Origin of the sequence: Desulfitibacter alkalitolerans DSM 16504 (assembly GCF_000620305.1) — a bacterium.
Classification (GTDB): domain Bacteria; phylum Bacillota; class DSM-16504; order Desulfitibacterales; family Desulfitibacteraceae; genus Desulfitibacter; species Desulfitibacter alkalitolerans.
In genome coordinates, this window is the sequence record NZ_KK211102.1 from 16,182 (window position 1) to 29,643 (window position 13,462).

Sequence of the window (13,462 nt, forward strand, 5' to 3'; positions counted from 1 at the left end):
TAATGGGTATATTATATTAAAATACTATACTGGAGGAATGCAATGTGCAATTAAAAATTACCAATGGAACCATAGTAACGCCCTTTGAATCCTTTAAAGCAGACATTGGAATTGAAAATAGTAAAATAGCAGCTATTGGCGATTTAAGCACCCTGTCTGCAGAAAAAACCTTGGATGCCAGGGGTATGTATGTTTTTCCAGGCATTATTGATGTACATACCCATTTTGAGACTATGGGTGGAGGAGGCGTAAAGACTGCTGATAACTTTTTTACAGGAACCAGGGCTGCCGCCCTGGGAGGAGTTACAACTATCATTGACTTTACCAAACAGGAAAAGGGTGAATTTGTAAAAGAAGCTGTCCATAGAAGATATCTGCAAGCCATGGATCAGGTATGCATCGACTTTGGCCTGCACAGTCTTTTTACTGATTTGAGCCAGGACTCCTTTAATGCAATACCTGATGTGGTAATGGATGGGTACTCTACTCTTAAACTTTTTACCACCTATAAAAAAACAGGTTTTTTAGTTGAAGATGGAGAACTTTTGGAAACAATTAGGAAAGCCCATGCCAGCAAGGGCATGGTTATACTCCATGCTGAGAATGATTACCTGTGTGAATATTTCACTGAAAAGAATATAGCAGAGGGCAAGCTAGCTCCTGAATATCACCCTTTAAGCAGACCTAATATTGCCGAGGCAGAAGCAGTTTCCAAAGCCGCTTTATTTGCCGGGTATACTAATAGCTTGTTGTATATAGTGCACCTTTCTACGTCAGAGGGAGCAGAGATTATCAGGCAGGCCAGAAGCAGGGGGGTGCCCATAATGGCTGAAACCTGTCCGCAATATCTGGTTCTAAATGATGATAAATATCTAGAAACCAACGGCCATTATCATATTGCCACGCCACCCCTTAGGAAAAAAACAGATCAGGATAAGCTCTGGGAAGGCATTCAGGAAGGTTCCATATCAGTAGTCAGCACAGACCACTGCTCATTTACAACAGCACAAAAGGATAAAGGCAAGGAATCCTTCAAGGATGTGCCCCCTGGTATTCCTGGTACAGAGACCTTATTGCCGTTAATGCATCACTTTGGAGTAAATCACAATAGGATTTCCCTTAACAAGCTCGTAGAGGTGCTGTGTCATAACCCGGCTAAAATCTTTGGCATGTATCCAAACAAGGGCACCTTAACTGTTGGTACTGACGCAGATATTGTCATTTTTGACCCGAACAAAAAGGTTCGTCTAGGCACAGATACCCTTCATATGGGCAGTGACTATTCACCTTATGAAGGAATTGAGGTTCAGGGTTACCCAAGTACAACTATATTAAGGGGCAATATAATAGTAGAAAATGGTCAGTTTTTAGGGGAAAAAGGCTTTGGGCAGTTTATCAGAAGAAAACAGCCCCAATATGTCTAGGCAGTGATACGCTAAAATGCCATTAAGGTAAAATAATGGTAACGCTCCAAACAGTATATAGCAGTATATAATCAGTATACTAAATATTTAATTCAAACCTTTCAGATACTTTTTGTAACAAAATGACGCTAAAAATATATGATGTATTAATGTATCTAAGCTTTTATACTAAGAGGTTTCCAATTGCAAAAGGCAAGTGCAAGCTGTTTACACGGAATAGATGTTTCCCATTGGCAGGGGGAAATAGATTGGCATTCTGTAAAAAAAGCTAATATAAGCTTTGCCTATATTAAATCTACTGAAGGAAGAACATATACCGATCCCAGATTTATAAGTAATGCAAGGGGAGCATTAGCAGCAAACATCCCAACAGGTGCATACCACTTTGCCAGGCCAGACAATAATCCAACCAAACAGGGGGCTATTGAAGAAGCGAAGCATTTTATCAAAACCATGGCAGAAGGCTTTGGGAAAAATAGAGTTGGTGACATACTTCCGGTTTTGGACTTAGAGGTACCGCCGGCCAAAAAAGACTCCAAAGCAGCTACCCATGAAATTTTAGAGTGGGCTGCCTCATTTGACCGCTATTTTACAGAGAATACTGGCAGAGCTTTAATGCTTTATACTGGAAGCTATTTTATCAAAGAACATAACAATTTTAATCATCCTGCCCATGGCTTTATCCTTGCTCATATGCCCCTTTGGATTGCAATGTATCCCCATGCAAGGGGTAACCCGGAATATCCTGACAATGCAGGTGGTTGGGCCAGATGGACAGCATGGCAGTACACCAATTCAGGAAAGGTGAAAGGCATCAAGGGAAATGTTGATTTAAACTGGGCTGTGCCAGATCTGATTAGGAGCTGCTAGTACTTATCCTATGTGCATCTTAACCTGCTTCATCTTCCCAGAATAGAGCTCTGGCTCCATCAAATCTAATAATAATTCTATTCATCTTAAGTATTTGTTGGGCAGGCATAACGAACATCTGGAAGGTGATAGGAAAAATAATAGAAATTTCTTGACATTTCCAGTAGTGGAAATTAAAATGTTGATAAAGTTAATAAACTGCTATGTGCAAATTGGTGCCTCCAGATGGAGGTCAAAAGGGAATTGGGTGCAAGTCCCAAACGGTCCCGCCACTGTAACCGGAGAGCTGCTTTACAAATATCCACTGTTCTTCACGCCCTTTGGGATAAGGAGAATGGGAAGGAGTAAAGCCGCAATGATACGGAAGTCAGGAAACCTGCCTGTTTGCAAGAGGAAAGTCTCTCGGGAATAGAGACAGACAACTGCAGCATTGAGGATGATGGTAAAGTCTTCAGCCAGATTTTTATTTTGGCTGGGGACTTTTATTTTTTCTATCTAAGGTTGGGGACTTTTTAATATTAAAAACCAAGGAGGTAAAAGCAATGTCTTTACTGAGAAATGCTCAAAATGGTATTGTCACCAGAGAAATGGAGCAGGTGGCAGCACAAGAAAAAGTCAGTCCTGAATTTATCAGACAGGGAGTAGCTGAAGGTAAAATTGTCATACTTAAAAATGCTAATCACACTAATGCAGTACCCCTGGCAGTAGGTGCCGGACTTAAAACCAAGGTTAGTGCAAGTGTAGGTCTATATGGGAAAGATGCAAGTATTGAAAATGAATTGGAAAAAATCAGGGCAGCTGTTGATGCCGGCACAGATGCCATAATGGACTTGAGTGTAACAGGTGAGATTGATGCAATGCGTAAGGAAGTTTTATCTGCAGTTTCTAAACCGGTAGGTACACTTCCCTTATATCAGGCCCTTGCTAATGCTGGTATTAAATATGGATCATCTCTTAAAATGACAGCAGATGATCTTTTTGAAGTAATTGAAGCTCAAGCGGCTGAAGGAGTGGCCTTTTTAGCACTTCATTGTGGCACCACCATGGCTATTATAGAGCGTGCAAAAAGAGAAGGTAGAATTGATCCCCTTGTAAGCTACGGAGGATCTCATCTCATAGGGTGGATGGTACATAACCAGAGGGAAAATCCCTTATATGAATACTTTGACAGGGTTCTGGAAATTGCCAAGAACTACGATGTAGCTCTAAGCTTTGCTGACAGCATGAGACCTGGCTGCCTGGCTGATTCCTTAGACGGTGCACAGGTTCAAGAATTGGTAGTACTGGGGGAACTGGTACAAAGAACAAGAGATGCTGGTGTTCAGGTTATGGTTAAGGGCCCAGGACATGTTCCACTTAACCAGATAAAAACGACCATTGAACTTCAGAAGGGACTATGTAAAAATGCTCCATATTTTGTATTTGGTCCCCTTGTAACGGATACAGGTGTGGGTCATGATCACATAAGTGCAGCCATTGGCGGTGCAGTAAGCTCATGGGCCGGTGCAGACTTCATCTGTTATGTAACACCTGCCGAGCATCTTGGTATTCCCAATGCTAATCAGGTTCGAGAAGGAGTAGTAGCTGCCCGTATTGCTGCCCACTGTGGGGACCTGGCCAAGGGAATGCCTGCTGCTGTAAACTGGGATCTTGAGATGTCCATTGCCAGAAAAGCCCTTGACTGGGATAAACAGATTTCCCTGGCCATTGATCCTACTACCGCAAAACTAATCTGGAAAGAAAGAAGTGATGATTTCTCCTCCAAATGCAGCATGTGCGGACAATACTGTGCCATGGAGATAATCTCCAAGTATTTAAATACTGATACTAAACATGCATGCTAAATGTAGCTCTTAATATTAGAAGAAATTATTATTTATGATAAATTCCACGGTTTAAATAAATGGCTAAGAGGTCGTTGTACTCTCAGATATGAAATGCATGTTTAAATAGTTAGTTAAAAGAAGGGGTGATTAATAATGACTCAAATGTTAAAAGCACGAGCTGGAAAAATCACTGAAGAAATGGAAAAAGTAGCTATTCAGGAAAATGTAGATGTTAAATTCATTCGTCAAGGTGTTGCCGAGGGAACAATTGTTATCCCTAAAAACAAGAACCGCAGCCGTTCCAGGATTTGTGGAATTGGCAAGGGATTAGATATTAAAGTAAATGCTCTTATAGGCACTTCAAGTGATAGGTCTCAGGCTGAAATGGAAGCTAGAAAGCTAAAAGCCGCCGAGGAAGCAGGATGCAACTCCTTCATGGATTTGAGTACAGGCGGAGATATTGATGCCATGAGAAGACAGACCCTGTCCCTGGCAAGGGTGGCTGTAGGAAGTGTACCTCTCTATCAGGCTGGAGTTGAAGCCATTCATAAATATGGAAGCGTGGTGGAAATGAGACCTGATGACATACTTGACACAATTGAAAAACAAGCAGCTGACGGCCTTGATTTTATGGCTATTCACAGTGCCTTGAGCTTAGATGTGCTGAAAACCCTTCAAAAAACCGGCAGGGTTACTGAAGTGGTCAGCCGTGGAGGTTCCTTCCTAACAGGTTGGATGTTTCACAACCAAAAGGAAAATCCGCTACTAGAACATTTTGACCGCCTGCTGGCAATTATGAAGGAGTATGATGTAGTTTTTAGTGTTGGAGACGCAGTTCGACCAGGTTGTACTGCTGATTCTCTTGACCAGGTGCAGCTTAAGGGATTGATGCTGGCCGGCGATCTAGTAAAAAGAGCATTGGAAGCTGGAGTACAAGTTATGGTGGAAGGTCCAGGCCATGTTCCCTTAAACCATATTGAGTCCACCATTCTTCTTCAAAAAAGACTCTGCTATAATGTTCCCTATTATGTTCTGGGATTTTTGGCTGCAGACATAGCACCTGGTTATGACCATATTACCGGTGCAATTGGAGGAGCTTATGCAGCAATGTGCGGTGCTGATTTCTTGTGTTATTTGACTCCTGCCGAACATCTGGGTCTGCCAAATGAGGAGGATGTTAGAACAGGTGTAAAAGCTATCAAGATAGCAGCTCAAGCAGCGGATATTGCAAGGGGAAGAAAAGGTGCATGGGATAGAAATCTGCAAATGGCAAAAGCCAGGGTTGCCCTTGATATGGATAAACAAATTGAACTTGCTCTAAACTCCAGCAGCCTACTGGAAGCAAGAGCCAAAAACAAAGGTAATGCTCCCTGTGTTTGCGCTGTATGTGGTCCTGATTGTGCAGCTGCCGCTGCTGCCAGATATTTTGGCATTGGCTAGCAGGGGAATAAGCAGGTTTGTCCCTTTTCCAGCCAAATCAAATGGGGGGAGATTGTATGTTTAGTAGAATTCTTCATGATAAGCCTAAAGAAGAATGTGGTGTATTTGGCATCTATGCCCCCGGTATAGATGTAGATGCCGCTCAGCTAACATATTATGGCCTCTATGCCCTACAGCACCGGGGACAGGATAGTGCCGGAATAGCCGTGTCCAATAGTCAAAGCATTAATGTCCATAAAGGTCTGGGCCTGGTTGCCCAAGTTTTTAATGAAAATAATCTAAAGCAGCTAAAGGGAAGCATGGCCGTTGGTCATGTTCGTTACTCGACTACCGGTGCCAGCTCACTTGAAAATGCTCAACCTGTTATTTCCAGGTTTTCTGATAAAACCCTTTGCCTTGCACATAATGGAAACCTAACTAATACTAATGAGCTGCGTCAGCATTTGGCTAAGAATAAGGTCTTCTTTCAAACAACTAGTGATAGTGAAATTATACTGCAATTGATTAGCCAAAACAGTACACTTTCACTAACAGAAGCTGTCAAGATGACAATGCACCAGATTAAGGGTGCTTATTCCCTGGTAATTATGACAGAAAACCAGTTAATTGGTGCAAGAGATCCTAAGGGTATGCGGCCCTTATGTTTTGGGACCTTGGGAGAAGGTTATGTACTGGCTTCTGAATCCTGTGCATTAGACGCTGTTGGGGCACAATTTAGCAGGGATGTAAAACCTGGAGAGATAATTACCATAGATCAAGCTGGGATAAAGTCCACGCAATTTCCTCTTTCAAGTCAACGGAGCCTGTGTATTTTTGAGTATATCTATCTGGCTCGTGTGGACAGTGTTATAGATGGGGAATCTGTAAACCAGGTGCGTCGAAATCTGGGTAAAGCCCTGGCTCAAGAATATTTTATCCATGCTGATATGGTGATACCTGTACCTGATTCAGGAATTACTTCAGCCCTGGGATATACAGAAGAGTCAGGCCTTCCCTACAAGGAAGGTTTAACAAAAAACAGGTATGCCGGACGCACCTTCATTCAACCAGGTCAAGAACTGCGCGAACTTGGGGTAAAGCTTAAATTTAACCCTATAAAGGATATTTTAAAGGGTCAAGGAATAGTAATGGTGGATGATTCTCTAGTACGTGGTACCACATGCCGTCAAATTGTCAAAATGCTGCGGCAGGCTGGAGTTATGGAAGTACATTTATTGGTTGCTTCTCCCCCCATTCTCTGTCCATGTTATTACGGCATAGACATTGCCTCCCCCGATCAGTTGGTGGCAGCCCGTTTCAATCAAGAAGAGATAAGACGTTTTATTGGAGCAGATAGTCTCCACTATCTAAGTTTAAACGGCCTTTTTTCTGCTTTGAAAGCCCCCAGGGAGGAATTCTGTTCAGCTTGCTTTAACGGCACCTATCCTACAGAAATGGCACGCTCCATATGAGCCAAGGGGCAGGGATATGGAGACGGGAGGCAATCGTGGAGATGGATGAAAGGAGCAGGTTTATTTGTTCAGATATGATCCCCAAGGCTCCGGTCCCCAGTACTTAGAAAATCTGGCCACCGGATACTGGTTTTCAGAGGTGCTATTTGCAGCCATTGAATTGGATATTTTTTCACTACTTGAACCCAACGGGAAAACTCTAGCCGAAGCTGCAGATAGATTAGGTAGTGACACTAAAGCATTGGAACGCTACCTGCATGCTTTATGCTCTCTAGGGCTCCTAGATAGGTACGAAAATACCTATTTTAACACCAGGATTTCTTCAGACTACCTTGTCAAGGGCAAGGAATATTACCAGGGAGATTCTATTCTTTGGCGCAAATATTTAACAGCTTACTGGCAGGATCTCAGAAAGTGTATTGAAACAGGCGGAAAGATTGATTTCTCCGGAAATGACCAGTCTGATTCTGAAGACCTGAAATCAAGAATTGGAAAATATATTACTGCCATGGATAATGTTGCCCGGGTAAAGGTGAAAGAAATTACACCCATGTTTAAGGGTCTTTTTGTAAGTGGTCATATTTTGGATATTGGCGCAGGCTCAGGGGCCATATCTGCAGGCTTTTTAAAAGAATTTCCTGATATGAAAGCTACCCTTGTGGATATCCCCCAGGTTTTGAGCTACACAAGGGAACTTGTGACAATTCGGGGGTTTAATGAAAATATTTCCTATTGTGCAACCAATATTTTAGAAGAGTGGCCTTTTAAAAAAGGTCAGCATGATCTGGTTATCCTCTCAAACATTGTCCATGCTTATTCAGAAAATGAAATAACACATATTTTGAAATCTGCTGCAGAATGTCTTATGCCAGGCGGCTTCCTGCTGGTGCACGATTTCTTTTTGGAGCATTTCTCTGAAAGGGCTGCCCTTTTTGACATAAACATGTTGATTAATACATATAACGGTAAGGTTTTTGCTGGAAAATGGATTATACAACAGCTGAGAGAATATGGTCTTTATGCTGCTAATATCATTCCTCTAAAGACTGATACTGCTGTAATCATTGGATCAGGCAGCAAGGATAGCTTGGAAGGCCTATCTCTAGATAAAAAAGCTGCTTTGCTCAGGGAAATAAAGGATCTGGGATTTAAGGAAGCCTGTTCAATTTCCATGAAATCTATCCATGTTCCTGACTGGACACCTGTAAAATGTCGGTTTGGATGCAGCAGCTTTGGAAAGCTCAGCTGTCCGCCAAACACTCCATCTCCTGAAGAAACTAGAAATGTGCTTAAGAACTATAGCCTGGCACTGCTTCTAGAGGGTGAACCTCCCACTAATACCTTTCAAAGGCTTGTTTTAGAAGCTGAAAAGCAAGCTTTCAAGACAGGGTTTTATAAAGCTTTTGCCTACTGGGCAGGCCCATGCACCCTTTGTGATGTATGCAGTACCCATGGGCAATGCCGCAGACCCAAGGATAGCAGACCATCTATGGAAGGTGCGGGTATAGATGTCTTTGCAACAGTCAAGGGTGCAGGCATAGCATTACGAACCCTGGACAGTAAAAATGATTTTTGCAGGTATTTTGCCTTGCTGCTACTGGAGTGATTGATTATGCGTGTACTGTTAATACAAGCTCTGTCAATGGATGAAGCCTCAGCTGAAAGAGTTTACCCCATAGGGATTGTATCACTTGCAGCTCATGTAGAACACAAAGGTTACCAGGTAGAGCTTTTAGATATGAATGTTGAGACGGACCCCTTTGGCTCATTAAAAGAGAAGCTTCTCAGCTTAAAGCCTGAAGTGGTGGCAGTATCACTTCGCAACATTGATCCTCTAGCAAACAAGACCAGCTCACTCATTCCAAGGTTTATTGTTACTGTTCGTATGGCTGCAAGGCTTTTGCCAAAGGCGTGGATTATTGCTGGAGGAACTGGCTTTTCCCTTTTCCCAGAAAGGTTGATGCTGGAAATACCTGAAATCCACTATGGTATTATAGGGGAAGCAGAAATTTCCTTCCCCGCACTGCTTGCCTCATTGGAAAAGCCCTCATCCATAAAGGGATTATGTGTACGCAAGGGTAACAGGGTAATTGCTGCACCTCCATCTATGGAATTTGACATGAAAAATGACTATCTGCACCCCTCCAGAAAGCTGTTGGACCCAGCTCCCTACTTAAAAGCCAACAGTTATGTTCCAGCCATTGGAATTGAGACAAAAAGGGGCTGCCCCTATAACTGTTCTTATTGTGTCTACCCCAATCTCCAGGGGAAAAAGCTGCGCTGTCGTACACCTGAAGGTATTGTAGATGAAATTGAATTCTTAATTAAAGAATTTGCTATCCATAGATTCCACTTTAACGACCCTATAGTAAATGCTCCCCTTGGACATTTGGAACAGATTTGTGAAGAGCTGCTGCATAGAAACCTTCAAATCAAGTGGGGAGGCTTCTTCCGAGAAGATAATATAAATAAAGAAAATGTTAGCCTTTTTGAAAGGGCAGGCTGTGAGTGCTTTGCCTTTTCCCCTGACGGCCTTTGTCAGGAAGCATTAGATACTCTTAGAAAAAATCTTACTGAGGAAGATATTTTAAAGGCAGCCGAGCATGTTTCCAAAAGTGATGTGGTAAGTATTTATCATTTCATGGTGAATGTTCCAGGGGAAACAGATGGGACTGTTAAAAAAGGCATTAGGCTTTTGGAACGTATCTATGACATTCATGCTTTAAAGAAGAATTTAGGGACAATCATTCTGAATAATATTCGTATTCTGCCTGGTACCCCCATGGAGACCATTGCCCTGGAGCAGGGAGTTATAGACAATGATACGGACCTGCTTTATCCGACTTACTATAACCCTAAGCCCTTTGATAAATTAAGATACAAGCTGGAGACACTTCATCTTTGCAGAAATATCTTCACGTGGCAGGAGGTACGGTAAATGAAGATAATTTTATTGGAACATCCCAGGAGCATAAGTACTGAAAGATGTAATGACATAGCAAATACTCCCCTTTCCTCATGCCTGCTTACCGGTTATGCTGCAGGGGTTTTAAAAAGCCAGGGGCATGAAGTGGAAATAGTCGAAGGGTATCTTGACAAGCTTTCTTATAAAGAGATAGGGAAAATCATTGAAGCTTATAAACCTGATATGCTTGGTGTCCACATGGTTTACCATTGGAAGAACGACAGAAGGCTTTATAATTTTCTTGAGGCTGTAAAGCACCAAGGTATTTCTCCCTATGTTACTGCTTATGGCTTTTACCCAACCTTCGGCTATGAAGAAATTTTGAAAAGCTGTAAGGCAATTGACTCCATTATCCTGGGAGAACCGGAGCTAACCTTTGCTGACTTGGCAGCTGCCCTTACTCGCAAAAAATCCCATGAAAAAATCCTGGGATTGGCTTATCTATCATCACAGGGCAGTATCACCTGCTCAAAGGCAAAAGCCATTGAAAACCTTGACGACCTCCCCTTTCCAGTTCGCACAAGGGCTTCACTTAACATTGGTGAGGTAAACATTATGGGAAGTCGTGGATGCTACGGTGCCTGTACCTTCTGCTATATTAATTCATATTATGGCAGGGGACCCAAATGGCGCGGCCGAAGCCCTGAAAACATTATAGCTGAAATAGATGAGATTTTATTGAAGCACACCATGGATTATTTCTATTTTACCGATCCAAACTTTTTTGGCCCCGGTAAAGCAGGTCAAGAAAGGGCCTTGCATTTAGCTTCTCTAATTAAACAAAGAAAAATTAAATTTGGAATAGAAGCCAGGGTAAATGATATTCACGATGAAACAATTGGGGCCCTGGCAGATGCAGGCTTGTGTCACATTTTAGTTGGCCTTGAAAGCGGCAGGGATGAATCTCTAAAACGCTTGAATAAAATGACAACAACAGCTCAAAATGAAGGGGCGGTCAAAATCCTACGTAAGCATGGTATAGAACCAAGTATAGGATTTATTATGTTTGAACCGGATTCTTCGTTGGAGGATATCAGGATTAATTTTGAATTTCTTAAAAGAAATGATCTTCTTAAAAATCTTGATGTTACTGTCAATGTTCTGTATCATCACATGATTATTTTGCAGGGAACTAAAGCTTATAAAATACTTAAGAGTGAAGGGCGATTGGACATATCACCCCATTCAACATACGAGGCCAGCACCTCATATGTTAACCGGCAGGTTTCTGCTCTAGCAGCTATTATGAGAGAAATCACTAATCATATCTTTTATCGTTTAGAAGAAATCTGGCGGAAAAAAGTTCCTGAGCCGGCAGCTGCTCCCCTAGAATATGAGAAAATCAATAGACTTCTGGTAGGTTTATTTGAGAAAGTTTTATCTTCACTAGAACACGGGGAAGATTTTAATGATGTAAAACTGAAAGACCTTATTTATAAAACAAAAAGTGAAATTGATGAAATTTTTTCTTGATAATATATAAAAGCTAAAAAAAGGTTAAAGGATCAAATGATCTAACGTCTAGACTGGCTGTCCTGGTTTTACAACGATAAATTCTTCATCCCATTCTTTCTTAAATGCCTTGTACACCGTCCTTATTGTGCCAGGAACAGTTTCTGGCTCCAGGCCAAACTCTTTGGCCATTTTCAAAAAAGTATCCCTTATATCAGCAAGCTCATAGGCACCAGTGTCTATGAGCCTTAAACCCTTGTAGTTAACCAACATTGTTTTAAAAATCATCAGGCTTTTTTCATAGCCGTACTTGTCTATACAATTTAGATATTCTGTCCACATGGAAGCTCCACTATGTAAATAGCCTTTTGTTAAGTAATAGGAAGTCCCCTTTTGATCTAAAGCTGCTTTATGCTCATTGCCCCCTAAAAGCAGAGAAATACAGTCATCAACCCTGGGCAAAATTATGCTGGCCTTTTCAGATTTTAATCCAAGGACAGAGTTCCCACAGTTTCCAAACAGCAGCAAAATATTGTCAACATTGTCTATGTTATTAATAAGCTTCTGAAGCTCGTCCTTTAGTTTACTAGGATGATTGTGGAGACCTGCATCAACCCAGATTATTGGATAGTTGATCTGCAGCTCATTGACAACGAGATTAATCTCATCCCTTAATGCATTACATGCTATAACGATGTTTTTAGCCATTTTAACCTCCTTTTGCCCATAGATTGCAGGACTTTAAGTTTTATTCTTTCCACGGCCTGCAGCCCTGGTGCCAAGCTCGGGAAGAAACAATGATACAACACCCAGCAATGCTAGAAATAAGCTAGCCAGTGCAAATAACAATGTATAATTGCCTCCGGCTATTGGCGCAATTATAAATGAAGGTATGAAAAAAGCACCAATAAGTTGCAGGGTAGCCATGAGACCCCCAGCACTCCCGGCATAAACTGGCCCTATCTCTGGAAGCAGCATGGGGAAGGCCATTAGCAATGGTACGCTTATGCCCATTAAAGTTCCTGCAGCAAAGAGCAGTAACCAGACACTTGTTCCCGGGGCAATCCAGGAAATATACATAACAGCTGCACCTAAAAATGCTGCAGGTGCAAGGAAAGGTTTTATTCTGCCTACACGTGCAGACATGACAGGACCAATCATATTTCCTAAAATAACACCAAGGGTAACTATAGACGTCATGACACCAGCCTGGGATGGATTGATACCACGAACCTGACTTAGGGCATTGGGCAGAAAACCTACAAATGCCATATTTGCACCCATAAAACACATCAATGCCAGCCCTGCCAGCCAAATATTTCTGCTGCTGGCAGCTGCACCAATATACTTTAAGACAGGCAAGGGTGGGAGCTCAGGCGCTCCTACAGGTTTATCCTTGATAAATACCAACCACAAAATCCAGATGGCAAACATGGCAATGCCAGCTGTAATATAAGCACTTTTCGCAGTGGGGAATAAGGCAGACGTTGCCAAAGCTACAGTCATGCCAACCCCTGCGGCAGTAAAATATATTCCCAGGGCAGTACTGATCTGCTCACGTGGAAACCAGGCACCCAGGAGCTTGGAAACATTGGCATTTAAAAGAGCAGGGGTTAATCCAGATAAAAACATCAGACTAAAATATCCTAAAAAACTGTTGGGAATATATCTAAAATATACACCAATTATTGAAAAAACAAAACTAACTGCAACTACTTTTTTAACTCCAAATCTGTCTGCCAGGGCTCCTGCACCAATACTAAACAACACTGCAGGCAGCATGGGTGCAGCCAGGACCATGGCATAATTTCCTGATGTAAGGTTTAATTCTGGAATAATTTTAAATGCCAGGGCAGCTACTTGAAATTGAGCTGTCACAGCTATGAATATTGTAGACCACATTATTGCCACTACCACCCATCTGTATGGGGAAATTGGTACATTTTGATTACTATGCATTATATCACCCTTCGCCTATGTTTTTGGGCTATAATAAATGGCATCAGCTAGATGCCATTTATTATAGGTATATTC

General features: G+C 42.0%; 10 protein-coding genes and 1 riboswitch. Of the genes, 8 read left to right on the forward strand and 2 right to left on the reverse strand.

The annotated features are described in order from the left end of the window. Positions 1 to 44: 44 nt before the first annotated feature. The 8 genes from hydA to K364_RS0114375 all read left to right on the forward strand — a co-directional run bounded on the left by hydA (position 45) and on the right by K364_RS0114375 (position 11,449). Positions 45 to 1,424 (forward strand): dihydropyrimidinase, encoded by a 1,380-nt coding sequence (gene hydA / locus K364_RS0114335; protein WP_028308592.1) that lies wholly within the window; start codon positions 45 to 47, stop codon positions 1,422 to 1,424. A 183-nt stretch (positions 1,425 to 1,607) separates the two neighbouring features. Continuing rightward, positions 1,608 to 2,294, forward strand: coding sequence for a glycoside hydrolase family 25 protein (locus tag K364_RS24240; RefSeq protein WP_051534094.1), 687 nt, complete (start codon positions 1,608 to 1,610; stop codon positions 2,292 to 2,294). A gap of 196 nt (positions 2,295 to 2,490) precedes the next feature. Then, a riboswitch (cobalamin riboswitch) is annotated at positions 2,491 to 2,692 on the forward strand. 144 nt (positions 2,693 to 2,836) lie between these two features. Then, complete coding sequence (thiC, locus tag K364_RS0114350; protein WP_028308594.1) at positions 2,837 to 4,138, forward strand: phosphomethylpyrimidine synthase ThiC; 1,302 nt, start codon at positions 2,837 to 2,839, stop codon at positions 4,136 to 4,138. A 135-nt stretch (positions 4,139 to 4,273) separates the two neighbouring features. Then, positions 4,274 to 5,560 (forward strand): B12 lower ligand biosynthesis ThiC-like protein BzaB, encoded by a 1,287-nt coding sequence (bzaB, locus tag K364_RS0114355; RefSeq protein WP_028308595.1) that lies wholly within the window; start codon positions 4,274 to 4,276, stop codon positions 5,558 to 5,560. Between the two features lie 56 nt (positions 5,561 to 5,616). Next, positions 5,617 to 7,011, forward strand: a complete 1,395-nt coding sequence (gene purF, locus K364_RS0114360; protein WP_028308596.1) for an amidophosphoribosyltransferase — start codon at positions 5,617 to 5,619, stop codon at positions 7,009 to 7,011. 64 nt (positions 7,012 to 7,075) lie between these two features. Further along, positions 7,076 to 8,617 carry a DUF2284 domain-containing protein gene (locus K364_RS0114365; RefSeq protein WP_028308597.1) on the forward strand — a complete coding sequence of 514 codons (1,542 nt, stop codon included), beginning with the start codon at positions 7,076 to 7,078 and terminating at the stop codon, positions 8,615 to 8,617. Positions 8,618 to 8,623: 6 nt separating this feature from the next. Then, a complete protein-coding gene (gene bzaD, locus K364_RS0114370) occupies positions 8,624 to 9,949 on the forward strand; it encodes a B12 lower ligand biosynthesis radical SAM protein BzaD (protein ID WP_028308598.1) in 1,326 nt (441 codons plus the stop codon). Next, positions 9,950 to 11,449: a B12-binding domain-containing radical SAM protein gene (locus K364_RS0114375; protein WP_028308599.1), complete on the forward strand. Its 1,500-nt coding sequence runs from the start codon at positions 9,950 to 9,952 to the stop codon at positions 11,447 to 11,449. Positions 11,450 to 11,497: 48 nt separating this feature from the next. Here K364_RS0114375 and K364_RS24245 read toward each other — a convergent pair whose 3' ends face one another. Further along, on the reverse strand, positions 11,498 to 12,136 hold the full coding sequence (locus K364_RS24245; RefSeq protein WP_035269786.1) for a DUF1638 domain-containing protein: 639 nt from the start codon (positions 12,134 to 12,136) through the stop codon (positions 11,498 to 11,500). A gap of 33 nt (positions 12,137 to 12,169) precedes the next feature. After that, entirely contained in the window at positions 12,170 to 13,387 is a 1,218-nt protein-coding gene (locus K364_RS0114385) for an MFS transporter (RefSeq protein ID WP_028308600.1), read from the reverse strand. Positions 13,388 to 13,462 lie beyond the last annotated feature (75 nt).

Coding starts and splice junctions, on each gene's coding strand:
- K364_RS0114375 (WP_028308599.1), top strand. CDS start 9,950: ATGAAGATAATTTTATTGGAACATCCCAGGAGCATAAGTACTGAAAGA.
- purF (WP_028308596.1), top strand. CDS start 5,617: ATGTTTAGTAGAATTCTTCATGATAAGCCTAAAGAAGAATGTGGTGTA.
- K364_RS0114385 (WP_028308600.1), bottom strand. CDS start 13,387: ATGCATAGTAATCAAAATGTACCAATTTCCCCATACAGATGGGTGGTA.
- bzaD (WP_028308598.1), top strand. CDS start 8,624: ATGCGTGTACTGTTAATACAAGCTCTGTCAATGGATGAAGCCTCAGCT.
- bzaB (WP_028308595.1), top strand. CDS start 4,274: ATGACTCAAATGTTAAAAGCACGAGCTGGAAAAATCACTGAAGAAATG.
- thiC (WP_028308594.1), top strand. CDS start 2,837: ATGTCTTTACTGAGAAATGCTCAAAATGGTATTGTCACCAGAGAAATG.
- K364_RS24245 (WP_035269786.1), bottom strand. CDS start 12,136: ATGGCTAAAAACATCGTTATAGCATGTAATGCATTAAGGGATGAGATT.